The sequence below is a fragment of the Streptomyces anulatus genome (genome assembly GCF_000721175.1).
Lineage (GTDB): Bacteria > Actinomycetota > Actinomycetes > Streptomycetales > Streptomycetaceae > Streptomyces > Streptomyces anulatus_C.
In genome coordinates this window covers 1-23,493 of the sequence record NZ_JOEZ01000054.1, presented here as the reverse complement: position 1 = coordinate 23,493, position 23,493 = coordinate 1, and the positions used below count along the sequence as shown (strand labels likewise).

The 23,493-nt window shown below is 70.1% G+C and carries 17 protein-coding genes; 11 read left to right on the top strand and 6 right to left on the bottom strand.

Annotated features, from left to right (window positions below):
- The first annotated feature begins 3 nt into the window (after positions 1-3).
- The 6 genes from mtrA to IG90_RS0136720 all read left to right on the top strand — a co-directional run bounded on the left by mtrA (position 4) and on the right by IG90_RS0136720 (position 7,381).
- Positions 4-693, top strand: coding sequence for a two-component system response regulator MtrA (gene mtrA, locus IG90_RS0136750; protein ID WP_007448372.1), 690 nt, complete (start codon positions 4-6; stop codon positions 691-693).
- 1 nt (position 694) lies between these two features.
- A complete protein-coding gene (mtrB, locus tag IG90_RS0136745) occupies positions 695-2,734 on the top strand; it encodes an MtrAB system histidine kinase MtrB (protein WP_033895017.1) in 2,040 nt (679 codons plus the stop codon).
- Positions 2,735-2,762: 28 nt separating this feature from the next.
- Complete coding sequence (locus IG90_RS0136740; RefSeq protein WP_033895016.1) at positions 2,763-4,598, top strand: LpqB family beta-propeller domain-containing protein; 1,836 nt, start codon at positions 2,763-2,765, stop codon at positions 4,596-4,598.
- 86 nt (positions 4,599-4,684) lie between these two features.
- Positions 4,685-5,428 carry a ComF family protein gene (locus tag IG90_RS0136735; RefSeq protein WP_030594817.1) on the top strand — a complete coding sequence of 248 codons (744 nt, stop codon included), beginning with the start codon at positions 4,685-4,687 and terminating at the stop codon, positions 5,426-5,428.
- A 327-nt stretch (positions 5,429-5,755) separates the two neighbouring features.
- Positions 5,756-6,445, top strand: coding sequence for a ribosome hibernation-promoting factor, HPF/YfiA family (gene hpf / locus IG90_RS0136725; protein ID WP_030594812.1), 690 nt, complete (start codon positions 5,756-5,758; stop codon positions 6,443-6,445).
- 183 nt (positions 6,446-6,628) lie between these two features.
- Positions 6,629-7,381: a response regulator gene (locus tag IG90_RS0136720; protein ID WP_030594809.1), complete on the top strand. Its 753-nt coding sequence runs from the start codon at positions 6,629-6,631 to the stop codon at positions 7,379-7,381.
- 18 nt (positions 7,382-7,399) lie between these two features.
- On the opposite strand, the gene IG90_RS0136715 is transcribed toward IG90_RS0136720, so the two are convergent.
- Together IG90_RS0136715 and IG90_RS0136710 are read right to left on the bottom strand one after the other, a co-directional pair.
- On the bottom strand, positions 7,400-8,587 hold the full coding sequence (locus IG90_RS0136715) for a winged helix-turn-helix domain-containing protein (protein WP_030594806.1): 1,188 nt from the start codon (positions 8,585-8,587) through the stop codon (positions 7,400-7,402).
- Positions 8,588-8,642: 55 nt separating this feature from the next.
- Positions 8,643-9,263 (bottom strand): GNAT family N-acetyltransferase, encoded by a 621-nt coding sequence (locus IG90_RS0136710; protein ID WP_030594802.1) that lies wholly within the window; start codon positions 9,261-9,263, stop codon positions 8,643-8,645.
- Positions 9,264-9,503: 240 nt separating this feature from the next.
- Between IG90_RS0136710 and secA the strand changes: the two genes are divergently transcribed.
- Positions 9,504-12,317, top strand: coding sequence for a preprotein translocase subunit SecA (gene secA, locus IG90_RS0136705; RefSeq protein ID WP_030594798.1), 2,814 nt, complete (start codon positions 9,504-9,506; stop codon positions 12,315-12,317).
- Between the two features lie 68 nt (positions 12,318-12,385).
- Here the strand turns inward: secA and IG90_RS0136700 are convergent, their stop codons facing one another.
- The gene (locus tag IG90_RS0136700) at positions 12,386-12,832 is read right to left on the bottom strand and encodes an Rv3235 family protein (protein ID WP_030594795.1); all 447 of its coding nucleotides are present in this window, start codon (positions 12,830-12,832) and stop codon (positions 12,386-12,388) included.
- A 274-nt stretch (positions 12,833-13,106) separates the two neighbouring features.
- On the opposite strand from IG90_RS0136700, the gene IG90_RS0136695 reads away from it, so the two are divergent.
- Both IG90_RS0136695 and IG90_RS0136690 read left to right on the top strand, forming a co-directional pair.
- Positions 13,107-13,613 carry a DUF6912 family protein gene (locus IG90_RS0136695; protein ID WP_030594792.1) on the top strand — a complete coding sequence of 169 codons (507 nt, stop codon included), beginning with the start codon at positions 13,107-13,109 and terminating at the stop codon, positions 13,611-13,613.
- Positions 13,614-13,652: 39 nt separating this feature from the next.
- Positions 13,653-14,330: an HAD family hydrolase gene (locus IG90_RS0136690; protein ID WP_030594789.1), complete on the top strand. Its 678-nt coding sequence runs from the start codon at positions 13,653-13,655 to the stop codon at positions 14,328-14,330.
- 186 nt (positions 14,331-14,516) lie between these two features.
- Here IG90_RS0136690 and IG90_RS0136685 read toward each other — a convergent pair whose 3' ends face one another.
- Complete coding sequence (locus IG90_RS0136685) at positions 14,517-15,071, bottom strand: DJ-1/PfpI family protein (protein WP_030594786.1); 555 nt, start codon at positions 15,069-15,071, stop codon at positions 14,517-14,519.
- A gap of 431 nt (positions 15,072-15,502) precedes the next feature.
- Between IG90_RS0136685 and IG90_RS0136680 the strand changes: the two genes are divergently transcribed.
- Positions 15,503-20,542: an NAD-glutamate dehydrogenase gene (locus IG90_RS0136680; RefSeq protein ID WP_030594784.1), complete on the top strand. Its 5,040-nt coding sequence runs from the start codon at positions 15,503-15,505 to the stop codon at positions 20,540-20,542.
- Between the two features lie 144 nt (positions 20,543-20,686).
- Here IG90_RS0136680 and IG90_RS0136675 read toward each other — a convergent pair whose 3' ends face one another.
- Positions 20,687-21,478, bottom strand: a complete 792-nt coding sequence (locus IG90_RS0136675) for an ABC transporter ATP-binding protein (protein ID WP_030594781.1) — start codon at positions 21,476-21,478, stop codon at positions 20,687-20,689.
- Positions 21,471-22,370 (bottom strand): ABC transporter permease, encoded by a 900-nt coding sequence (locus IG90_RS0136670; RefSeq protein ID WP_030594778.1) that lies wholly within the window; start codon positions 22,368-22,370, stop codon positions 21,471-21,473. The genes IG90_RS0136675 and IG90_RS0136670 overlap by 8 nt, the downstream gene beginning before the upstream one ends.
- A gap of 198 nt (positions 22,371-22,568) precedes the next feature.
- Here IG90_RS0136670 and IG90_RS0136665 point away from each other — a divergent pair, with 198 nt between their 5' ends.
- Positions 22,569-23,186 (top strand): TetR/AcrR family transcriptional regulator, encoded by a 618-nt coding sequence (locus IG90_RS0136665; protein ID WP_030594775.1) that lies wholly within the window; start codon positions 22,569-22,571, stop codon positions 23,184-23,186.
- Positions 23,187-23,493: the final 307 nt, after the last annotated feature.

Sequence of the window (23,493 nt, the reverse complement as noted above, 5' to 3'; positions counted from 1 at the left end):
GGGATGATGTCGATTATGAAGGGACGCGTCCTTGTCGTCGACGACGACACCGCACTGGCCGAGATGCTCGGGATTGTGCTGCGTGGAGAAGGTTTCGAGCCGTCGTTCGTAGCGGACGGCGACAAGGCACTGGCCGCATTTCGTGAGGCCAAGCCGGACCTGGTGCTGCTCGACCTCATGCTGCCCGGAAGGGACGGCATCGAGGTGTGCAGGCTGATCAGGGCCGAGTCCGGTGTGCCGATCGTCATGCTCACTGCCAAGAGCGACACCGTCGATGTCGTGGTCGGCCTGGAATCAGGGGCCGACGACTACATCGTCAAGCCGTTCAAACCTAAGGAGTTGGTTGCCCGGATCAGGGCACGTCTGCGGCGGTCCGAAGAGCCCGCGCCGGAGCAGTTGACCATCGGTGACCTGGTCATCGATGTGGCCGGTCACTCCGTGAAGCGGGAGGGGCAGTCCATCGCCCTGACTCCGCTGGAGTTCGACCTGCTGGTCGCGCTCGCCCGCAAGCCGTGGCAGGTCTTCACCCGTGAGGTCCTGCTGGAGCAGGTGTGGGGTTACCGCCACGCGGCCGACACCCGCCTGGTGAACGTGCATGTCCAGCGTCTGCGTTCCAAGGTCGAGAAGGACCCGGAACGGCCGGAGATCGTCGTGACGGTCCGAGGCGTCGGCTACAAGGCCGGACCGAGCTGAGATGGCCGGAGGCAGCGCTGCTCCGGGGCCCGGTGAGCCGGGAGTCCGTACGGAGCGGGCTGCCGGCCCGGGACGGAAGGCACCACGTATGAGCCGTTTCCTGCAGGGCGGCCGGCTGTTCGAGGACCGGACGCCCGGCGGGCCCGTACCGCGGTTGCTGATGCGGTGGGTACGCCGTCCGCTGCTGCCCGCCGTCCGGCTGTGGCGGCGCAACCTGCAGCTCCGCGTGGTCGCGGGCACTCTGCTGATGTCGATCGGGGTCGTGCTGCTGCTCGGCTTCGTCGTCATCGGGCAGGTGCGCAACGGCCTGCTCGACGCCAAGGGCAAGGCCGCCCAGACCCAGGCCGCAGGCGGTTTCGCCGCGGCCCAGGAGAAGGCGAACGCCCCCCTCGCCCCCGACGGACAGGGGAGCGGGGGCACCGACGGCGTGACCGGCAGCACCTCCTGGCGCACCGAGCTCGTCGACCAGCTCGCCAGCGGCGGCAAGAACGCCTTCAACGTGGTGGCGCTCAGCGTGGACTCGGTGTCCGAGGGTGCGAGCAGCCGGGCCGCGCGCGGTTCGGGCAGCGTCGAGGCGTCCAGCGTGCCCGAGCGCCTGCGTCAGGAGGTGGCCAAGGGCCCGGGCGCGTTCCAGACGTACTCCATGATCCGGTACTCGTACAGCAAGGAGTCGCAGCCGGGGCTCGTCGTCGGCAAGCGGCTCTACGACATCGATCAGCACCCCTACGAGCTCTACTACCTCTTCCCGCTCGCGCAGGAGGAGAAGTCCCTGACGCTGGTCAAGACGACCCTGGCGACCGCCGGGCTGTTCGTCGTCGTACTGCTCGGGGCCATCGCCTGGTTCGTGGTTCGGCAGGTCGTCACACCGGTGCGGATGGCGGCCGGCATCGCCGAGCGGCTCTCCGCCGGCAAACTCCAGGAACGGATGAAGGTCACCGGCGAGGACGACATCGCCCGGCTCGGCGAGGCCTTCAACAAGATGGCCCAGAACCTCCAGCTGAAGATCCAGCAGCTGGAGGAGCTCTCCCGGATGCAGCGGCGCTTCGTCTCCGACGTCTCGCACGAGCTGCGGACCCCCCTCACGACGGTCAGGATGGCCGCCGATGTCATCCACGAGGCGCGAGCCGACTTCGACCCCGTCACCGCGCGCTCCGCGGAGCTGCTGGGCGACCAGCTCGACCGGTTCGAGTCGCTGCTCGCCGATCTGCTGGAGATCAGCCGCTTCGACGCGGGCGCCGCGGCTCTGGAGGCCGAGCCGATAGACCTGCGGGCCGTGGTGCACCGGGTGATCGGCGGCGCCGAGCCGCTTGCCGAGCGCAAGGGCACCCGGATCCTGGTCATCGGCGACGACCAGCCGGTGATAGCCGAGGCTGATGCCCGCCGCGTCGAGCGCGTCCTGCGCAATCTCGTGGTCAACGCCGTCGAGCACGGTGAGGGCCGGGACGTCGTGGTGCGGATGGGCGTGGCACAGGGCGCGGTCGCCGTGGCCGTCCGGGACTACGGGGTCGGGCTCAAGCCCGGCGAGGCGACCCGGGTCTTCAACCGGTTCTGGCGTGCCGACCCGGCGCGGGCCCGGACGACCGGCGGAACGGGGCTCGGCCTGTCGATCGCCGTGGAGGACGCCCGGTTGCACGGCGGCTGGCTCCAGGCCTGGGGCGAGCCGGGCGGTGGCTCCCAGTTCAGGCTGACCCTGCCGCGTACGGCGGACGAGCCTCTGCGTGGTTCGCCCATACCGCTGGAGCCCGAGGACTCGCGGCGCAACCGGGGGAACCGGGAGCGCGAGGAGGCCGGGGCGGGTGCGGTGGACGACCACCGGCTGATGTCCGTGCCGCCTCAGCCCGGGGCCGGCGAGCGTTCGCCGCTGTCCGTGCCCGGTCGCGTCCCCGCCGTCCGTAACGGCGCTCCCTCGTCGGTGCACCCCGCCGCGCTGCCCGGTAACGGAGCACGTGTCGTGGCGCGCCCGGCCCAGGAGCGGCCCGGTGGGCGCGTGAGCGACGGCGTACACAATCCCGACCAGGAGGACACCACTCGTGGGTACTGACCGCCGTCCGGGCGGCCGTGGACGGGCGGTGCGGATGTCCGCGCTGCTGGGCTGCGGCATCGTCGTGCTGGCCGGATGCGGCTCGATGCCGGTGACCGGGGACGTCAAGGCGGTCGACGCCTCGCAGCCCGGGGACTCCCAGGTGCAGGTGTACGCGGTGGCCCCCCGGGACGGCGCGCCGCCCAGCGAGATCGTCGACGGCTTTCTGGAGTCGATGACCAGCGACGATCCCGCGTTCGCGACCACGCGGAAGTATCTGAGCGCCGACGCCCGGCGGACCTGGCAGCCGAGCGGGGGCACCACGGTGCTCGCCCAGGCCCCCATCCGCAGCGGCCCCCTGCTCCATGACGAGGACAACCGGGCCACCCGGGACAGGGAGACGACCTACACGCTGACCGGCGACAAGGTGGCGGCGGTGGACGCCCAGAGCTCCTACCGGCCGCTCGCGCCCACCGACTACTCCCAGACCCTGCACCTGGTGCTGGAGAAGGTGGCGGAGGGGAAGCAGGAGTGGCGCATCGACATCGTGCCGGACGGCCTGGTCCTCGGGCAGTCCGACTTCAAGCGGCTCTACCGTTCCGTGAACAAGTACTACTTCGCCACCGGGCGCACGAACGGCCGGTCGACGCTCGTCGCGGACCCCGTCTACGTGCGCAACCGTACGGATCCGGTCACGCGCATGGACACCGCCACCCAGGCCGTCAGGACGCTGCTGGCGGGGCCGACGAACTGGCTGCGGCCCGTGGTCGACTCCCGGTTCCCGACGGGGACCGCCCTGCGCAAGGGCGTCATCGCGCTGCCGGCGGACGACCAGAACGTCCTGAAAGTGCCGCTCAACGACAAGGCCGACAGGGCCGACCGGAGCGCCTGCCGGATGATGGCCGCGCAGGTGCTCTTCACGCTCCGGGACCTGACTTCGGCCTGGGTCGAGCGGGTGGAGCTGGAGGGCGGCAAGGGCGTGCTCTGTGCGCTGGACGCCGACGACGCGCCGGAGTTCTCCGCCGACCACGGCTCCGAGGGGGCCGACAGCCAGTACTTCATCAACGACAAGGGACAGGTGGAGCGGATCCCCGGCGCCACCGAAGGCACCGGCACGCCCGAGCCCGTGACCGGCCCCCTCGGCGTGGGCGCCGTCCCGATGGGCGCCGTCGGGGTGGCCCGGGACGAGCAGCGGGCTGCCGCGGTCTCCGCCGACGGGCAGAACCTCTACGTGTCATCCCTGGAGACGGAGGGCGAGCTGGCCCAGCCCCTCGTCACCAGCGCGGCGCAGAAGGCCGCCGACCGGCTGTCGCCGCCGAGCTGGGACGGCCGCGGCGACCTGTGGGTCGCCGACCGCGATCCGGCCGGCTCCAGGCTGCTGCGGCTGGCGGGGGGAGCGGGCGACCCGCAGGAGGTCCGGGTGCCGGGCCTCGACGGCGCCCGGATCGAGGAGCTGCGCATGTCCGCGGACGGGGTGCGGATCGCCCTGCTGCTGACGAAGGACGGCCGTACGACGCTGAAGATCGGCCGGGTCGAGCGCCGGGGGTCCTCGGTGGCGCCCGAGATCTCGGTCGAGGACCTGCGCCAGGCCGCACCGCAGCTCGCGGACGTGACGGCCATCTCCTGGTCGGGACGCAGCCGTCTGGTGGTGGTCGGCAAGGAGGAGGGCGGTGTCCAGCAGGTGCGTTACGTGCAGGCGGACGGCTCCACGTCGGCCTCCGGGGCGCTGCCCGGGGTGAACCAGGTCCAGTCGGTCGCGGCGGCCGACGACGAGCTGCTCCCGCTGATGGCGGAGACGGTCGGCGACGGCATAGTGAAGCTCTCGCCGGGCGACAACTGGCAGACGGTTCTGAAGCAGGGCACGTCGTTGGTCTACCCAGGCTGATCCTGGGGCCGGCCGGGGCTCCGCCGGGCCGCCCGGGGTTTTCCACAGGGGTGGTCCGGTCTTCGGGGCCCCGGCACTGTTGAGTCATGCGGAACGTGTGGCACGAGTTGTCCGGTCTGCTCCTGCCGGTGGCCTGCGCCGGCTGCGGCAGACCGCGCACCGAGCTGTGCGCGGCCTGCGGGTCCGCGTTGCTCGGTGCGCCGGCCCGTCGGGTCCGGCCCTCGCCGCGGCCCCCGGGGCTTCCGGCGGTGTATGCGGCCGCGCCGTACGAGAACGCCGTACGCGCGGTTCTGCTGGCCCACAAGGAGCGAGGGGCACTCGGGCTGGCGGGGGCACTCGGACGGGCTCTGGCGGGTTGTGTACGGGCCGGGACGGGGCAGTCGGGCGGTGTGGGCCCCCTACTGCTGGTCCCCGTGCCCTCCGCGCGCTCCTCGACCGCGGCACGCGGTCACGACCCGGTGCGAAGGATCGCCGCCACAGCAGCGCGGGAGCTGCGGCGCCGTGGCCTGCCGGCCCAGGTGCTTCCGCTGCTGCGGCACCGGCGGGCGGTCGCCGACCAGTCGGGGCTCGGGGCGCGGCAGCGGCGGGCGAACCTGGCCGGCGCGCTGGAACTCACCGCAGGGGGACGGCGACTGGTCCGGCACGGACTTCTCCGTCACGGCGGGGTGATCCTGGTCGACGATCTGTTGACGACGGGATCGACGCTGGCGGAGGCGGCACGGGCCGTCCGGGAGGCGTGCCGCACCGCTCGGGAGCCCCTCGTGCACGGAGGGTGCCGGGCGGCGGTCGTCGCAGCCTCTCCCTCCGCCTTCGAAATAAACCGGAACTGAACGAGAATCCGCATCGTTGCAGGTGACGAGGGGGCAATACCCCCTGAACGGAGGTACGTGCCAGTAGCGGGTGCCGAGACCCTGGTGTGCAGGCTATGTTCGGTTGTGAGGAACGGTGAATGCCGGACCTCGATGAATGCACCTTCAGGTTTCGGGCAGGTAACTCACCGGTAGGAGAAGCACGCAAAGTCGGTGGGGTTGTGATCCTTCCGGCAGGGGAGGAGGAGGCGAAAGCCACCGAGTCCGAGGCCCTGGTGATCTCCGGGGCCTGGTGCAAAAGGGAGATGCTCCGCCGCTGAGCGGGGCGATCCGGGAACGGAGTTCTGCGTGGACATCGTCGTCAAGGGCCGCAAGACCGAGGTGCCCGAGCGGTTCCGCAAGCACGTGGCCGAGAAGCTGAAGCTGGACAAGATCCAGAAGTTCGACGGCAAGGTGATCAGCCTTGACGTCGAGGTGTCCAAGGAGCCGAATCCCCGTCAGGCCGACCGTTCCGACCGGGTGGAGATCACGCTCCGCTCCCGGGGACCGGTCATCCGGGCGGAAGCGGCGGCGGGCGACCCTTACGCAGCGCTCGACCTGGCCACCGGAAAGCTGGAGGCCCGGCTGCGCAAGCAGCACGACAAGCGCTACAGCCGCCGTGGCAACGGCCGCCTGTCGGCTGCCGAGGTCGGGGACGTGGTCCCCGGCGTCGCTTCGTTCGACGAGGACGGTGAGCTGGTCGGCGACCAGTCGTCGGCACCCGTCCCCACCACGAAGATCGGCTCGCTCGAAGTACAGGGCGAAGGGCCGCTCGTGATGCGCGAGAAGACCCACACCGCCGCCCCCATGTCGCTCGACCAGGCGCTCTACGAGATGGAACTGGTCGGCCACGACTTCTACTTGTTCGTCGACTCCGAGACGAAGGAGCCCAGCGTCGTCTACCGGCGACACGCTTACGACTACGGCGTCATCCACCTGAGGACCGACCCGCTCGCCGCGGACGAAGCAGGCGGCGCGGGCGGTGCGCTCGGCGGCTGAGGCCACATCGGCGGGGTGCCCCCGGGGTGTTTTCGCGCCACCGGGGGCACCCGTGTACAGGCACAGGACCACCGTGCCGGGGCCTGGGCATGGAATCATGGCGGCCTGAGCCAATCGGTGTTCTGTGAAGTGCCGTTGGCGAATGACCGACACTTCAGGCCGTGGCCTTCAGGGGGAGGAACGATGGCGGACACCTTCGGGCCCGTGCGCGATGCGAATGACTCCGACGACACCGGTGCGTACACCGGCACGGACGCGGACGGCGCTTCACGCAAGGAGCCCATCAGGGTCCTCGTGGTCGATGACCACGCGCTCTTCCGCAGGGGTCTGGAGATCGTCCTGGCGCACGAGGAGGACATCCAGGTCGTCGGCGAGGCCGGGGACGGCTCCGAGGCGGTCGACAAGGCCGCCGACCTGCTGCCCGACATCGTTCTGATGGATGTCCGGATGCCCAAGCGCGGCGGCATCGAGGCCTGCACCGCCATCAAGGAGGTGGCCCCCAGCGCGAAGATCATCATGCTGACGATCAGCGACGAGGAGGCCGATCTCTACGAGGCGATCAAGGCGGGCGCTACCGGATACCTCCTCAAGGAGATCTCCACCGACGAGGTCGCCACGGCCATTCGCGCGGTCGCCGACGGACAGTCCCAGATCAGCCCCTCCATGGCCTCCAAGCTGCTCACCGAGTTCAAATCGATGATCCAGCGCACCGACGAGCGACGGCTCGTTCCGGCGCCCCGGCTCACCGAACGCGAGCTGGAAGTGCTGAAACTCGTGGCGACCGGCATGAACAACCGGGACATCGCCAAGGAGTTGTTCATTTCCGAGAACACGGTGAAGAACCACGTCCGCAATATCCTGGAGAAACTGCAGCTGCACTCCCGGATGGAAGCCGTGGTCTATGCCATGCGCGAGAAGATCCTGGAGATCAGGTAGCGGAGCCGCCGGCCCAGATCAGCGGTAGGCGCGCTGGAGCGCGTGGCCGATCTCCGTCCTGAGCGGCTCGCGCAGCTCCGGGGCGTCCACCCGGTCCACCCGGATGTCCGTGCAGCCCACCCAGGCCGCCGCCTCCACCAGGGCCTCGGCCATCGGGACCACCGCCTTCGGGCCCGCCAGTGACGCCTGCCGGGCGACCAGCGTGGTGCCCTCGCGCGCCGGGTCGACCCGGCCCTGGAGCTTCCCGCCCGCCAGCAACGGCATCGCGAAGTAGCCGTGGATCCGCTTCTGCTTGGGGACGTAGGCCTCCAGCCGGTGTGTGAAGTCGAAGATCCGCTCCGTGCGAGCCCGCTCCCAGATCAGGGAGTCGAACGGCGACAACAGCGTCGTACGGTGGCGTCCGCGCACCTCCTTGGCCAGGGCCTCCGGGTCCGCCCAGGCCGGCTTCGCCCAGCCCTCCACCACGACCGGGACCAGGCCCGAGTCCGCCACCACGGCGTCGAACTCCTCGCCCCTGAGCCGGTGGTAGTCCGCGATATCGCTGCGGGTGCCGACGCCCAGTGACTTGCCCGCCAGCGCGACCAGTCGCCGCCGGCACTCGGCGTCGCTCAGCTCGTCGTGCAGCAGGGCGTCCGGAACGGCGCGCTCGGCCAGGTCGTAGACCCGCTTCCAGCCGCGCCGCTCGGTGCACACCACCTCGCCGTACATCAGGGCCCGCTCGACGGCGACCTTCGACGCCGACCAGTCCCACCACTCGCCGCCGTTCTTCGCGCCGCCCAGCTCGGTCGCCGTCAACGGGCCCTCGTCGCGCAGCTGCTTGATCACGGTGTCGTACACGCCGTCGGGCAGATCGTGGCCCCAGTGCGGGCGGGAGCGGTAGGCGCGGCGGCGGAACGCGAAGTGCGGCCACTCCTCGACGGGCAGGATGCACGCGGCATGCGACCAGTACTCGAAGGTCCTGCCGCCCGACCAGTAGGCGTCCTCGACCGTCCGGCGGCTCACCGGGCCGAGCCGGGCGTAGGGGATCAGTTCGTGCGAGCGGGCCAGCACCGAGATCGTGTCCAGCTGGACGGCGCCGAGGTGGCGCAGCACCCCCGGCACTCCCGCCCGGCGGTCCGGAGCCCCCAGGAAGCCCTGGGCGCGCAGCGCGATGCGGCGGGCCTGGTCGGCGGAGAGTTCGACTGCGGGAGGAGGCACGGGCGTCATACGGGGAACCCTAGACGGCACCACTGACACTCCGGCCCCGGATTCCGCCCACCGATCACAGGGGCCATCGTCCGGAATTCAGGGTTCCGCCGGGCCGTGGGGCGTGCCGCTCGGGGACGTACGGGTGGGTGCCCGCGAGCCCCAGGTCGGACGGGATCAAAGCCGCCGTCCAGGCGTCGCACCGCACCCCCTTGTTCAGCAGCCCGGACCGCTGCTCGCCCTCCAGCCGGAACCCCGCCCGCAGGGCGACGGCGCGCGAGGCCAGGTTGCCGATCTCGGCCCGCCACTCCAGCCGGTCCGCCCCGAGCGAGGTGAAGGCCCAGCGGGCGGAGCCGAGCACCGCCTCGGTGACGTATCCGCGGCCGCGGTGCTCCTTGGTGGACCAGTAGCCGACCTCGTACGTCCCGGGCCGGCTGCGGCGGTCGATGCCGAGCGCCCCGACGAGCGCCCCGGTCTCCCGCAGGACCAGGGCGAAGCCGTAGGAGGAGTCGTCCTGCCAGCCCGCCGGGGAGAGCTTCGTGGTGAACAGTTCCGCGTCGGTGAGGCGGTACGGGGAGGGGATCACCGTCCAGCGCTGGATGTCCGGGTCCTGACAGGCGGCGTGCACCCGGTACGTGTCCTGCGGGCCGAAGGGCCGCAGCAGCAGTCGTTCCGTGGTGAGAGTGATCGGCTCCATGGGCCGATTCTCGTGAGCCAGCTCCCGTGATGCGAGCACTTTTGGGGCTTCCCGGCACCTTCCGCGCGTTTGGACCGTTGTCCTATAAGGGTGCGGCGAGGTCCACGCGACGGCAGCCCTCCCGACGCGGTGGTGTCCTCGCTTACGATGGCCGTTGCGGTGGGGCCCACCTGCCGTGCCCGCGCCAGAGTCCATTACACGACCCAGTGCCAGGCCCGACCGGCAAGGAGACCAGCCTCAGTGTCCGTCTTCAACAAGCTCATGCGTGCAGGCGAAGGCAAGATCCTGCGCAAACTGCACCGCATCGCGGACCAGGTCAGCTCCATCGAAGAGGACTTCGTCAACCTCTCCGACGCCGAGCTGCGGGCGCTCACCGACGAGTACAAGGAACGGTACGCGGACGGCGAGAGCCTGGACGACCTGCTTCCCGAAGCGTTCGCGACGGTCCGTGAGGCCGCGAAGCGCGTCCTCGGACAGCGTCACTACGACGTACAGATGATGGGCGGAGCCGCCCTGCACCTCGGATATGTGGCCGAGATGAAGACCGGTGAGGGTAAGACCCTCGTCGGTACCCTGCCCGCGTATCTGAACGCGCTTTCCGGCAAGGGCGTGCACCTGATCACGGTCAACGACTATCTCGCCGAGCGTGACTCCGAGATGATGGGCCGGGTCCACAAGTTCCTCGGCCTGAGCGTCGGCTGCATCGTCTCCAACATGACGCCGGCCCAGCGCCGCGAGCAGTACGCCTGCGACATCACGTACGGCACGAACAACGAGTTCGGCTTCGACTACCTCCGCGACAACATGGCGTGGTCCAAGGACGAGCTCGTCCAGCGCGGCCACAACTTCGCCGTGGTCGACGAGGTCGACTCGATCCTCGTCGACGAGGCCCGTACGCCGCTGATCATCTCCGGCCCGGCCGACCAGGCCACCAAGTGGTACGGCGACTTCGCCAAGCTGGTCACGCGCCTCACCAAGGGTGAGGCGGGCAACCAGCTCAAGGGCATCGAGGAGACCGGCGACTACGAGGTCGACGAGAAGAAGCGGACCGTGGCCATCCATGAGGCCGGTGTCGCCAAGGTCGAGGACTGGCTCGGCATCGACAACCTCTACGAGTCGGTGAACACCCCGCTCGTCGGTTATCTGAACAACGCCATCAAGGCCAAGGAACTGTTCAAGAAGGACAAGGACTACGTCGTCATCGACGGCGAAGTCATGATCGTCGACGAGCACACCGGCCGTATCCTCGCCGGCCGCCGCTACAACGAGGGCATGCACCAGGCGATCGAGGCGAAGGAAGGGGTGGACATCAAGGACGAGAACCAGACCCTCGCCACGATCACCCTGCAGAACTTCTTCCGCCTCTACGGGAAGCTCTCCGGCATGACCGGTACGGCGATGACCGAGGCCGCCGAGTTCCACCAGATCTACAAGCTCGGCGTGGTGCCGATCCCGACGAACCGGCCGATGGTCCGCGCCGACCAGTCGGACCTGATCTACCGCACCGAGGTCGCCAAGTTCGCGGCGGTCGTCGACGACATCGCCGAGAAGCACGAGAAGGGCCAGCCGATCCTGGTCGGCACCACCTCGGTCGAGAAGTCCGAGTACCTCTCGCAGCAGCTTTCCAAGCGCGGCGTCCAGCACGAGGTCCTCAACGCCAAGCAGCACGACCGGGAGGCGACGATCGTCGCTCAGGCGGGCCGCAAGGGCGCCGTCACCGTCGCGACGAACATGGCCGGCCGAGGCACCGACATCAAGCTCGGCGGCAACCCGGACGACCTCGCCGAGGCGGAGCTGCGCCAGCGCGGCCTCGACCCGGTGGAGAACGTCGAGGAGTGGGCGGCCGCACTGCCCGCCGCGCTGGAGCAGGCCGAGCTGGCCGTGAAGGCGGAGTTCGAAGAGGTCAAGGACCTGGGCGGGCTCTACGTGCTCGGCACCGAGCGCCACGAGTCGCGTCGTATCGACAACCAGCTGCGCGGTCGTTCCGGCCGTCAGGGCGACCCGGGCGAGTCCCGCTTCTACCTGTCGCTGGGCGACGACCTGATGCGTCTGTTCAAGGCTCAGATGGTCGAGCGCGTCATGTCGATGGCGAACGTCCCGGACGACGTCCCGATCGAGAACAAGATGGTCACCCGCGCCATCGCCTCCGCCCAGTCCCAGGTCGAGCAGCAGAACTTCGAGACGCGTAAGAACGTCCTGAAGTACGACGAGGTGCTCAACCGGCAGCGCGAGGTCATCTACGGAGAGCGCCGCCGCGTTCTGGAGGGCGAGGACCTCCAGGACCAGATCCGGCACTTCATGGACGACACGATCGACGACTACATCCGGCAGGAGACCGCCGAGGGCTTCGCCGAGGAGTGGGACCTGGACCGGCTGTGGGGCGCCTTCAAGCAGCTCTACCCGGTGAAGGTCACCGTCGAGGAACTGGAGGAAGCGGCCGGGGACCTGGCGGGCGTCACCGCCGAGTTCATCGCCGAGTCGGTCAAGAACGACATCCACGAGCAGTACGAGGAGCGCGAGAACACGCTCGGCTCCGACATCATGCGTGAGCTGGAGCGACGCGTCGTCCTCTCGGTGCTCGACCGCAAGTGGCGCGAGCACCTCTACGAGATGGACTACCTCCAGGAGGGCATCGGCCTGCGGGCCATGGCGCAGAAGGACCCGCTGGTCGAGTACCAGCGCGAGGGCTTCGACATGTTCAACGCCATGATGGAGGGCATCAAGGAGGAGTCCGTCGGCTACCTGTTCAACCTGGAGGTCCAGGTCGAGCAGCAGGTCGAGGAGGTTCCGGTGCAGGACGGCGCCGAGCGCACCTCGCTGGAGAAGGAGAGCGCCGCTGCCGCCCCGCAGATCCGCGCCAAGGGCCTGGAGGCCCCGCAGCGGCCGGACCGGCTCCACTTCTCCGCTCCCACGGTGGACGGCGAGGGCGGTGTCGTCGAGGGCGACTTCGCCAACGACGACGGCGCGCGGTCCGGCTCCTCGGACGGCATGACGCGTGCGGAGCGCCGCAAGGCCCAGAAGAGCGGCGGCGGCGGCCGCCGTCGCAAGAAGTAGCACCAGCGGCAGTACCCCGGCAGGGGCCGGACACCACGGGGTGTCCGGCCCCTGCCGCGTTCGCCGGGTCACTGAGGGCCCGGGGCGCCGGCCGTGAGGCGTTCGCCGCCCAGCTCCACCGCGGCGCAGCGCCATCGCTGGTCGGGGCCCTGTTCCAGGCGAAAGGCCATCGCCCGGACCCGGTCGCCCGCGGCGATGCTGGCGAACGCCTCGACCACGCCCGTGGCGGGCTGGGCCCCTCGGCAGTGCCGAAGGACGGGGCGGCTGCCCCGGGAGGTCCCCAGCGGGGTGCTCGGGGCCAGCTCGGCGAGCTGGTCGTAGGCCTCGCCGATGGTGTGCCCGAGCATCCAGTGCACCGGGCGCTGGCCGCTGAGGACCGCGAGCAGGCGTTCGGCGAACCACTGGTGGGGCCGCTGCGGCCGGTGGGGCTGCAGCCTGCGGGACCGCTGTGGAGGTACCGACCGGGGACCGCTCTGGTCGCGTCGGCCGGCGGGCCTCGTCCTGTCCGTGCTCATGTTCATCGACCCCGTTGACCGGGCCCGGTATATACCGGGCGGTAACTTGTGTTGGAGATCTTCTACGGGTGCGGTCGTCAGCGGCGCAAGGGGCCCTCGGGCGGCGATCGGGCACGGACGGTTTCACCTATCCGTGGCCCGACCCTTGCGGGGCAAGGGCGAGAGCGGGGGTGACGTGGCGTCGGCCGTGGACGGACGGCCCCGGTTGCCGAAACCCGAAAGGGGACGCTCCCACGTATCCTGAGGACGTTTCCTCCGACGAAAGCGACCTGCCATGCGCGTGTACGTCCCCCTGACCCTCTCCGGTCTCGCAGCGGCGCACGGTGCGGGCGAGGTCGGCCCCGGACCGCTGACCGCCTACGCGGTGACCCCCGGGCTGCGGGAGTGGTACGTCTCCGACGACATCGAGGAGTTGGAGTACGCGGCGCTCAACCGGGCCGCCGCCGCCTCGCTCCGGATGATCGCCGGGAACCCGGACGAGGTGCGCCGCCGGGTCGTCGTCGCCGTCGACGTACCGGAAGGGGCCGCTGTGGCCGACCCCGACCACGGGCTGAGCGCGGCATCGCACGGCGAAGTACGGATCGCGACCGCGCTGCCGCTGGCCAAGGCGGCGGCGGTGCACGTGGACGCCGACGACGCGGAGAAGGACGTGGCCGCCGCGGCGGCCGCCCTGGGGGCGGCGGACCTCGGCGACGACGACGCGCAGTTCACCGTGGACGGCGCTGAGGACCACGAGCTGCTCTGGTTCGGCGTCCAGGAGATTCCGCAGCTCATCGGCTGAGGGGACGGCATTGTCGGACCCGGCAGGTATTTTTTCTGTATGACGTCCGGGACGACACGCACACATCTGGTCTGGGACTGGAACGGCACGCTGCTCGACGACACCCATGCCGTCATCCAGGCGACGAACGCCGCGTTCGCGGAGGTCGAGCTGGCGCCGATCACGCTGGAGCAGTACCGGGAGATGTACACGATTCCCATACCCCGGTTCTACGAGCGGTTCCTGGGCCGGCTGCCCAATGAGGCAGAGTGGGAGCGGATGGATGTCATCTTCCACCGGTACTACGCGGAGCAGCGAGCGGCCTGTGGGCTCACCGACGGGGTGGAGGAGCTGTTGCAGCAGTGGCAGCGGGCGGGGCGCAGTCAGTCGCTGCTGAGCATGTACGGGCACGAGCAGCTGGTGCCGGTGGTGCGGGGGTACGGCATCGAGCCGCGGTTCGTCCGCGTCGAGGGACGTGCGGGTCCGTCCGGCGGAAGCAAGGCGCTCCACATGGAGCGGCACTTCGCGGCGCTGGCCGGTGTGGACGGGATCGCGCCGGAGCATTCGGTGGTCATCGGGGACGCGCTGGACGACGCGGTGGCGGCGGCGCATGTGGGGGCTCGGGCCGTGCTGTACACCGGGGGGTCGCACAGTCGGAGCAGTCTGGAAGGGGCGGGGGTGCCGGTGGTGGACAGCCTGGGGGAGGCGGTGGCGTTGGCGGAGACGTTTGCCGCGTAGCGGGGCGGGGTGCCTTGGTGGGGGCTTCGGGGCGCTTGCCCGGACGGCCCTGGTCCTCAAGCGCCGGACGGGCTGGGGGTGCGCGGGCGGGCTTTGGGGGTGCGGGCTGGCTTTGGGGGTGCGGGCGGACGGGCTGAACTGATGCCCTCAAGCGCCGGGCGGGTTCGAAGGTGCGCCGGGCGGGCTCTATCGGGTGCGTAGTACCTTCAGGAACTCCCGCATCCAGGCCGGGTGGTCCGGCCAGGCTCGGGAGGAGACCAGGGTGCCGTCAACCACCGCCTCCGTGTCCTGGAAGGTTGCGGCCGCGCTCTGCATGTCCGGTTCCAGGGCCGGGTAGGCGGTGACGTTGCGGCCGCTGAGGTTGCCGGTGGCGGCGGTGATCAGGGGGCCGTGGCAGATCTGGGCCACCGGGCGGTCCGCGGAGAAGAAGGCGCCGACGATCTTCCGTAGCTCGGCGTTGTTGCGGAGGTACTCGGGGGCGCGGCCGCCGGGGATCACCAGGGCGATGTAGGCCCCGGGGTCGACCTCGGAGAAGGACAGGTCGGCGGGCCAGGTATAGCCGGGTTTCTCCGTGTACGTGTCGAAACCGGGCTCGAAGTCGTGGACCACGAAACGCAGCGTCTTGCGCTCGGGGGCCGCGATGTCGACCTCGTACCCCTCCTCCAGCAGCCGCTGGTACGGGTAGAGGACCTCGAGCGACTCGGCGGCGTCGCCGGTGACGATGAGGATCTTCTGCGGCATGACGGGCTCCTCGGGGCCATGGCCCCGATGGCGTGTCGAGGGCCGGAATCCGTGCGGTACGGACAGACTGCCCCGGTTTCGGTAGTTCGCCAAGGCGGCGCGGCGCACTGTCCAGAGTGTCAAAGTTCGGGGGGTTCTTTTGTACACAAGCAGCTCATGACGCGGTGGGGTGCGAGGGCGATAGCCTGGTGCCGTGATCAGCGCGATACGCCTCGGGGGCAGCGAAGCCCCCGGCTGCCGCCCGGAGTGCCACAGCACCCGGGCGATCCGCGATCTCCCGACTCCGGACCAGCCGGCGAAAATGGCCGATGTGGTCCCGGGTATCTCTCGAAGCGGCATAGCGTCGACCCAGACCGGAAACCCCGCGTCGTGGCGTTACGCCGCTTTTCTCACCTACGTCACGCAACGGCGCGCGACAGGAGCCAGAGGACATGCAGACCAAGCTGGACGAAGCCAAGGCCGAGCTGCTCGCAGGGGCCGCCAAGGTAGCTGAAAACGGTCCGGGCGGTGGTGTCGGTGGCCCGGGAGGTGCCCCCCGGGCGCGCGTTGCCGCTGCCGGGGCCGACGGGAGCGCCCGTGCCGGTCAGGACACCGTGCTCGCCTACCTCCAGCGTTACTACCTGCATACGGCTCCGGAGGACCTCAGCGGCCGTGACCCGGTCGACGTCTTCGGCGCCGCCGCCTCGCACTTCCGGCTGGCCGAGAACCGTCCGCAGGGCACCGCGAACGTCCGGGTGCACACCCCGACCGTCGAGGAGAACGGCTGGGCCTGCAGCCACTCCGTCGTCGAGGTCGTCACCGACGACATGCCGTTCCTGGTGGACTCCGTCACCAACGAGCTGTCCCGGCAGGATCGCGGCATCCATGTCGTGATCCACCCGCAGGTCACCGTCCGCCGCGATGTCACCGGCAAGCTCATCGAGGTCCTCTCCGGCGGCCCCGGCATTCCGAAGAGCGGCAAGAGCGGCAAGGGCCGCACGGGCGGCAAGGACGAGCTGCCGCACGACGCGCTCGTCGAGTCCTGGATCCACGTCGAGATCGACCGTGAGACCGACCGCGCCGACCTCCAGCAGATCACCGCCGACCTGCTGCGCGTCCTGTCCGACGTACGGGAGACCGTCGAGGACTGGGGGAAGATGCGCGACGCCGCCCTCCGGATCGCCGACGACCTGCCCGGCGAACCGCTGGACGACCTCGCCGACGAGGAGGTCGAGGAGGCCCGTGAGCTGCTGCGCTGGCTGGCCGCCGACCACTTCACCTTCCTCGGCTACCGCGAGTACGAGCTGAGGGACAGCGACGCGCTCACCGCCGTGCCCGGCACCGGGCTCGGAATCCTGCGCTCCGACCCGCACCACAGCGAGGACGAGGCCCACCCGGTCAGCCCGTCCTTCGAACGGCTGCCCGCCGATGCCCGCGCCAAGGCCCGCGAGCACAAGCTCCTCGTCCTGACGAAGGCCAACAGCCGGGCCACCGTGCACCGCCCCAGCTACCTCGACTACGTCGGCGTGAAGAAGTTCGACGCCAAGGGCAACGTCGTCGGCGAGCGCCGCTTCCTCGGACTGTTCTCCTCCGCCGCCTACACCGAGTCCGTGCGCCGGGTGCCCGTCATCCGCCGCAAGGTCGCCGAGGTCGTGGAAGGCGCGGGCTTCTCGTACAACAGCCACGACGGCCGCGACCTGCTCCAGATCCTGGAGACCTACCCGCGCGACGAGCTGTTCCAGACGCCCGTCGACCAGCTCCGCTCCATCGTGACCTCCGTCCTCTACCTCCAGGAACGCCGCCGCCTGCGGCTCTACCTGCGCCAGGACGAGTACGGGCGCTACTACTCCGCGATCGTCTACCTCCCCCGCGACCGCTACACCACCGGCGTGCGCCTGCGGCTGATCGACATCCTCAAGGAGGAGCTCGGCGGCACCAGCGTCGACTTCACCGCCTGGAACACCGAGTCGATCCTCTCCCGGCTGCACTTCGTCATCCGGGTCCCGGCCGGCACCGAGCTCCCGCATCTGACGGACGCCGACGCCGACCGCATCGAGGCCCGCCTCGTCGAGGCCGCCCGCTCCTGGGCCGACGGCTTCCAGGAGGCGCTCACCGCCGAGCTGGGCGAGGAGCGCGGCGCCGAACTCCAGCGCCAGTACGGCCACTCGTTCCCCGAGGGCTACAAGGCCGACCACACCCCGCGCGCCGCGGTGGCCGACCTGGTCCACCTGGAGACCCTCAAGCAGGGTGAGAAGGACTTCGCCCTCAGCCTGTACGAGCCGGTCGGCGCGGGCCCCGGCGAGCGCCGCTTCAAGATCTACCGGACCGGTGAGCAGGTCTCCCTGTCCGCCGTCCTCCCGGCGCTCCAGCAGCTCGGCGTCGAGGTCGTCGACGAGCGGCCGTACGAGCTGCGCTGCGCGGACCGTACGCACGCCTGGATCTACGACTTCGGGCTGCGGATGCCCCTGGCCAACGGCAACGGCGGCTACCTCGCCGACGACGCACGTGCCCGCTTCCAGGAGGCCTTCGCCGCCGTCTGGAAGGGCGAGGCGGAGAACGACGGCTTCAACGCCCTGGTCCTCAGCGCCGGGCTGAACTGGCGGCAGGCCATGGTGCTGCGCGCCTACGCGAAGTACCTGCGGCAGGCCGGGTCCACCTTCAGCCAGGACTACATGGAGTCCACGCTCCGCAACAACGTCCACACCACCCGGCTGCTCGTCTCGCTGTTCGAGGCCCGCATGTCGCCCAGCCGCCAGAGCGCCGGAACCGAGCTGACCGACGGGCTCCTGGAGGAGCTGGACGGGGCCCTGGACCAGGTCGCCTCGCTCGACGAGGACCGGATCCTGCGGTCCTTCCTCACCGTCATCAAGGCCACCCTGCGCACCAACTTCTTCCAGAGCGCAAGCGAGGGAAGCGACAAGGGGGGCCAGCACGCGGAGGACGGCACGCCGCACTCCTACGTCTCGATGAAGTTCGACCCGCAGGCCATCCCGGACCTGCCCGCGCCCCGGCCGGCGTACGAGATCTGGGTCTACTCGCCGCGCGTGGAGGGCGTCCACCTGCGCTTCGGCAAGGTCGCCCGCGGCGGGCTGCGCTGGTCGGACCGGCGCGAGGACTTCCGTACGGAGATCCTCGGCCTGGTCAAGGCGCAGATGGTGAAGAACACCGTCATCGTGCCCGTCGGAGCCAAGGGCGGCTTCGTCGCCAAGAGGCTCCCGGACCCGTCCGTGGACCGCGACGCCTGGTTCGCCGAGGGCATCGCCGCCTACCGCACGTTCATCTCCGCGCTGCTCGACATCACCGACAACATGGTGACCGGCGAGGTCGTGCCGCCCGCCGACGTCGTCCGGCACGACGAGGACGACACCTACCTCGTGGTCGCCGCCGACAAGGGCACCGCGAGCTTCTCCGACATCGCCAACGAGGTCGCCGTCGCGTACGGTTTCTGGCTCGGCGACGCGTTCGCCTCCGGCGGCTCGGCCGGCTACGACCACAAGGGCATGGGCATCACCGCCCGGGGCGCCTGGGAGTCCGTCAAGCGGCACTTCCGGGAGCTGGGCCACGACACCCAGACCGAGGACTTCACCGTCGTCGGCGTCGGCGACATGTCCGGTGACGTGTTCGGCAACGGCATGCTGCTCTCCGAGCACATCCGCCTCGTCGCCGCCTTCGACCACCGGCACATCTTCATCGACCCGAACCCGGACGCCGCCACCTCGTACGCCGAGCGGCGCCGGCTCTTCGAGCTGCCCCGCAGCTCCTGGGCCGACTACGACACCGGCCTGCTCTCCGCGGGCGGCGGGATCCACCCGCGCAGCGCCAAGTCGATCCCGCTCAACTCGCACGTCCGCGAGGCGCTCGGCATCGACCCCTCGGTGACCAAGATGACGCCCGCCGACCTGATGCAGACCATCCTCAAGGCCCCCGTCGACCTGGTGTGGAACGGCGGCATCGGCACGTACATCAAGGCCGTCTCCGAGTCGAACGCCGACGTCGGCGACAAGGCCAACGACGCGATCCGCGTCAACGGCGAGGACCTGCGGGCCAAGGTCGTCGGCGAGGGCGGCAACCTCGGCGCCACCCAGCTCGGCCGCATCGAGTTCGCCCGCAACGGCGGCCGGATCAACACCGACGCGATCGACAACAGCGCCGGTGTGGACACCTCCGACCACGAGGTGAACATCAAGATCCTGCTCAACGGTCTGGTCCGGGACGGCGACATGACCGTCAAGCAGCGCAACAAGCTGCTCGCCGACATGACCGACGAGGTCGGCGCGCTCGTCCTGCGCAACAACTACGCGCAGAACGTCGCGCTCTCCAACGCCTCCGCCCAGGCCCCGTCCCTGCTCCACGCCCAGCAGCGCTTCATGCGCCGGCTGGAGCGCGACGGCGCTCTGGACCGGGCGCTGGAGTTCCTGCCCGCCGACCGGCCCGTTCGGGAACTGCTGAACAGCGGCAAGGGCCTCAGTCAGCCCGAGCTGGCGGTGCTGATCGCCTACACGAAGATCACGGCGGCCGACGAGCTGATCTCCACCGTGCTGCCGGACGATCCGCACCTGCAGAAGCTGGTGCACGCCTACTTCCCGAGCGAGCTGCGCGAGCGGTTCCCCGAGGCGGTCGACGGGCACGCGCTGCGCCGCGAGATCATCACGACGGTCCTGGTCAACGACACGGTGAACACCGCCGGTTCGACCTTCCTGCACCGGCTGCGCGAGGAGACCGGGGCGTCGATCGAGGAGATCGTACGGGCCCAGTTCACGGCGCGGGAGATCTTCGGTCTGTCCTCGGTGTGGGACGCCGTCGAGGCGCTCGACAACAAGGTCGCCGCCGATGTCCAGACCCGGATCCGGCTGCACTCGCGGCGGCTGGTCGAGCGCGGTTCGCGCTGGCTGCTCGGCAACCGGCAGCAGCCCGTCGCCATCGCGGAGACCATCGAAGGGTTCCGGGACGGCGTCGAGCAGGTCTGGAACGAGCTGCCGAAGCTGCTCAAGGGCGCGGACCTGGACTGGTACCACTCGATCCTGGACGAGCTGACGGCCGCGGGTGTTCCGGACGAGCTGGCGGTGCGGGTGGCCGGGTTCTCCTCCGCTTTCCCGGCGCTGGACATCGTGGCCATCGCCGACCGTACGGGCAAGGATCCGCTGGAGGTCGCCGAGGTCTACTACGACCTGGCGGACCGGCTGCGGATCACCCAGCTGATGGACCGGATCATCGAGCTGCCGCGGGCCGACCGCTGGCAGTCCATGGCCCGCGCGTCCATCCGCGAGGACCTGTACGCGGCGCACGCGGCGCTCACGTCGGACGTGCTGAGCGTGGGGAACGGGTCCTCGACGCCGGAGCAGCGGTTCCTGGCGTGGGAGTCGAAGAACGCGGCGATCCTGGCTCGGTCGCGGTCGACGCTGGAGGAGATCCAGGGGTCGGACGCGTTCGATCTGGCGAATCTGTCGGTGGCCATGCGGACCATGCGGACGTTGTTGCGTACGCACGCGTAGGGGCTTGCAGGGAGTGAGGGGGCCGGTGCCTGTCAGGGGCGCCGGCCCCCTCGGCGTGGGTTCCGTCCTCAAGCGCCGGACGGGCTGGAAGAGCGTCCTCAAGCGCCGGACGGGCTGGGAACTGTGCGGACGGGCAGAGAAGGGCTACTTGCGCTTGGTGAAGGCCTCGTACGCCGCCACTACTTCCTTTGCCGGGCCGTCCATCCTCAGCGTGCCCGCCTCCAGCCACAGCGCGCGGTCGCAGGTCTCGGTGATCGACTTGTTGCTGTGGCTCACCAGGAACACCGTGCCCGCCTCGGCGCGCAGTTCCTTGATGCGGTCCTTGCTGCGGCGCTGGAACTTCGCGTCGCCCGTGGACAGGGCCTCGTCGATCAGGAGTACGTCGTGGCTCTTGGCCGCGGCGATGGAGAAGCGGAGCCTCGCGCCCATGCCCGAGGAGTACGTGCGCATCGGCAGCGTGATGAAGTCGCCCTTCTCGTTGATGCCGGAGAAGTCGACGATCTCGTCGTAGCGTTCGCGGATCTGCTCGCGCGTCATGCCCATCGCGAGTCCGCCCAGCACCACGTTGCGCTCGCCGGTCAGGTCGCCCATCAAGGCCGCGTTCACGCCGAGCAGCGAGGGCTGGCCCTGGGTGTGGACCTGGCCCCGCGTCGGCGGAAGCAGGCCCGCGACGGCCTTGAGCAGCGTCGACTTGCCCGAGCCGTTCGAGCCGATCAGGCCGATCGCCTCGCCCTTGTACGCGGCGAAGCTGACACCCTTCACGGCGTGCACCTTGCGGGCGCCGGGGGTCGCGCGGCGGGTGGTGAGCCGGCTGAGCGCCGAGGTGGCGCTGCCCTTGCCCGTACGCGCGCCGTTGACCGTGTACGTGATGTGGACGTCGTCGACGACGACCGTCGGGACACGGTGGTCCCCGGGGGAATCCTTGAGGTCAGCCACGTCCGTAGGTCTCCTCGGCCTTCCAGAAGTACACGAATCCGGCCACGCCGCAGAGCACGGCCCAGCCCAGTGCCGCCGCCCACACGTGCGCCGGCAGGCCGCTGTAGCTGTCGATGAGCGCGTACCGCATGAGGTTGATGTAGATCGCCGCCGGGTTGTACTCCAGCGCCACCAGCACCGCGTGCGGCACCCGGTCGCCGCTGAGCAGGTGGTCCAGGCTCCACATGACGCCGGAGGAGTACATCCAGGTCCGCAGCACGAACGGGGTCAGCTGGGCGATGTCCGGGGTCCGCGCCGTCAGCCGGGCCATCACCATCGAGAGACCGGTGTTGAACAGGGCCTGGAGCGCCAGCGCCGGAATCGCCAGCAGCCAGGCCGGGCGCGGGTACTGGCCGAACACCAGCAGGATCAGCACCAGCGCGCCCATCGAGAACAGCAGTTGCTGCAACTGCTGGAGGGCCAGGGCGACCGGAAGGGAGGCGCGCGGGAAGTGCAGGGCCCGCACCAGGCCGATGTTGCCGCTGATCGCCCGCGTGCCCGCGGTGATCGAGCTGCTGGTGAAGGTCCAGATGAAGACCCCGGTGACCAGGAACGGAACGAAGTCCTCCACCCCGCGCCTGGTGTCCATCAGGACGCCGAAGATGAAGTAGTAGACCGTCGCGTTCAGCAGCGGCGTCACGATCTGCCAGATCTGGCCGAGCTTCGCCTGGCTGTACTGGGCGGTCAGCTTGGCCGTCGCGAACGCCGCGATGAAATGCCGCCGCCCCCAGAGCTGCCGGATGTACGCGGGCAGCGACGGCCGGGCGCCGCTGACCGTCAGGCCGTGCCGGGCGGCCAAAGCGGCCAGCTCACCGGGCGCGTAGGTGGGGACGTCCTGGGCGGGGGTGCTCACCGGGGACGGCGGAGCTGCTGTCTGGCTCACCACGAACGATCGCTTTCGACGGAAGCGGGAGGGGGGAAGGAGAACGGAACGATACGGTCCCGTAGGGACGCCCTCGTTGGGACGGGACCGTATCGTCGTAACGCTGAGAGTAGGACGCTTCTACGTCGCAACGCAACCGTTTCGTCGCGGCCGACTATCATGCGGGCCATGACCACCGAACGGGGAACCCGCCGCCGCGCCCCCGCAGGCGCCGCCGTCCTGCGTGAGGACGTGACGGACGCCATCCGCGCCGCCGTCTTCGAGGAACTCGCCGCGGTGGGGTTCGCCCGGATGTCCATCGAGGGCATCGCCCGGCGCGCGGGCGTCGGCAAGACCGCCGTCTACCGCCGCTGGAAGTCCAAGCTGGCCCTCGTCCTCGACCTGGTCGCCGCCGTCGCCGCCCAGGGGATGCCCGCCCCGGCCACCGGCTCGCTGTACGGGGACGTGCGCGCCGTCCTCGAACTGGCCGCCTACGCCCTGCGCCACCCGGTCGCCTCGCAGGTCATCCCGGACCTGCTGGTCGAGGCGGCACGCAATCCGGAGATCTCCGAGGCGATCAAGGCCGCGCTCCTGGACCAGCAGCAGGGCGTCGCCGCCGTCGTGGTGCGGGAGGCGGTGGCCCGGGGGGAGCTGCCGGAAGGAAGCGATCCGGACCGGGCGCTCGACCTGATCGTCGGGCCGCTGTACTGGCGGCTCGTCGTCGTCCGCGGGGAACTGCCGAACGGCTACCTGGACGATCTGGCCGCCTCGGCGGTCGCCGCCCTCAAGCACCCCGGCCGAGGCTGAGGACGGCCTGCCTGCGGGTCAGTACACCTAGGGCGTGTTTCGAAAGTCCCGCCTGCTCGGCGACGCCTGGCACGCACGCTCGCCGCGTTGTCGGGATCACCCCGGTACATGCGGTATCGGGGTGACCCTCCGCCTTGCGATCGCACGCACCAGACGCCGCCGAGCCCGCCCTCCGGGCGGACGGCGCTACTTTCGAAACACGCCCTAGCTTGACTCTGTCGGGGATCTTGGAATTCCTCGGTGCGGCAGCATGATTATCGGGCATGCTCGGGTAGTTCCGCCGACCGATGCAGCTGTCGAGGTGCCC

Bases quoted from the DNA above. Each gene is read 5' to 3' on its own strand.
- mtrA (WP_007448372.1), top strand. From the start codon at position 4: ATGATGTCGATTATGAAGGGACGCGTCCTTGTCGTCGACGACGACACC.
- mtrB (WP_033895017.1), top strand. From the start codon at position 695: ATGGCCGGAGGCAGCGCTGCTCCGGGGCCCGGTGAGCCGGGAGTCCGT.
- IG90_RS0136735 (WP_030594817.1), top strand. From the start codon at position 4,685: ATGCGGAACGTGTGGCACGAGTTGTCCGGTCTGCTCCTGCCGGTGGCC.
- IG90_RS0136720 (WP_030594809.1), top strand. From the start codon at position 6,629: ATGGCGGACACCTTCGGGCCCGTGCGCGATGCGAATGACTCCGACGAC.
- IG90_RS0136715 (WP_030594806.1), bottom strand. From the start codon at position 8,587: ATGACGCCCGTGCCTCCTCCCGCAGTCGAACTCTCCGCCGACCAGGCC.
- IG90_RS0136710 (WP_030594802.1), bottom strand. From the start codon at position 9,263: ATGGAGCCGATCACTCTCACCACGGAACGACTGCTGCTGCGGCCCTTC.
- IG90_RS0136700 (WP_030594795.1), bottom strand. From the start codon at position 12,832: ATGAGCACGGACAGGACGAGGCCCGCCGGCCGACGCGACCAGAGCGGT.
- IG90_RS0136695 (WP_030594792.1), top strand. From the start codon at position 13,107: ATGCGCGTGTACGTCCCCCTGACCCTCTCCGGTCTCGCAGCGGCGCAC.
- IG90_RS0136690 (WP_030594789.1), top strand. From the start codon at position 13,653: ATGACGTCCGGGACGACACGCACACATCTGGTCTGGGACTGGAACGGC.
- IG90_RS0136685 (WP_030594786.1), bottom strand. From the start codon at position 15,071: ATGCCGCAGAAGATCCTCATCGTCACCGGCGACGCCGCCGAGTCGCTC.
- IG90_RS0136680 (WP_030594784.1), top strand. From the start codon at position 15,503: ATGCAGACCAAGCTGGACGAAGCCAAGGCCGAGCTGCTCGCAGGGGCC.
- IG90_RS0136665 (WP_030594775.1), top strand. From the start codon at position 22,569: ATGACCACCGAACGGGGAACCCGCCGCCGCGCCCCCGCAGGCGCCGCC.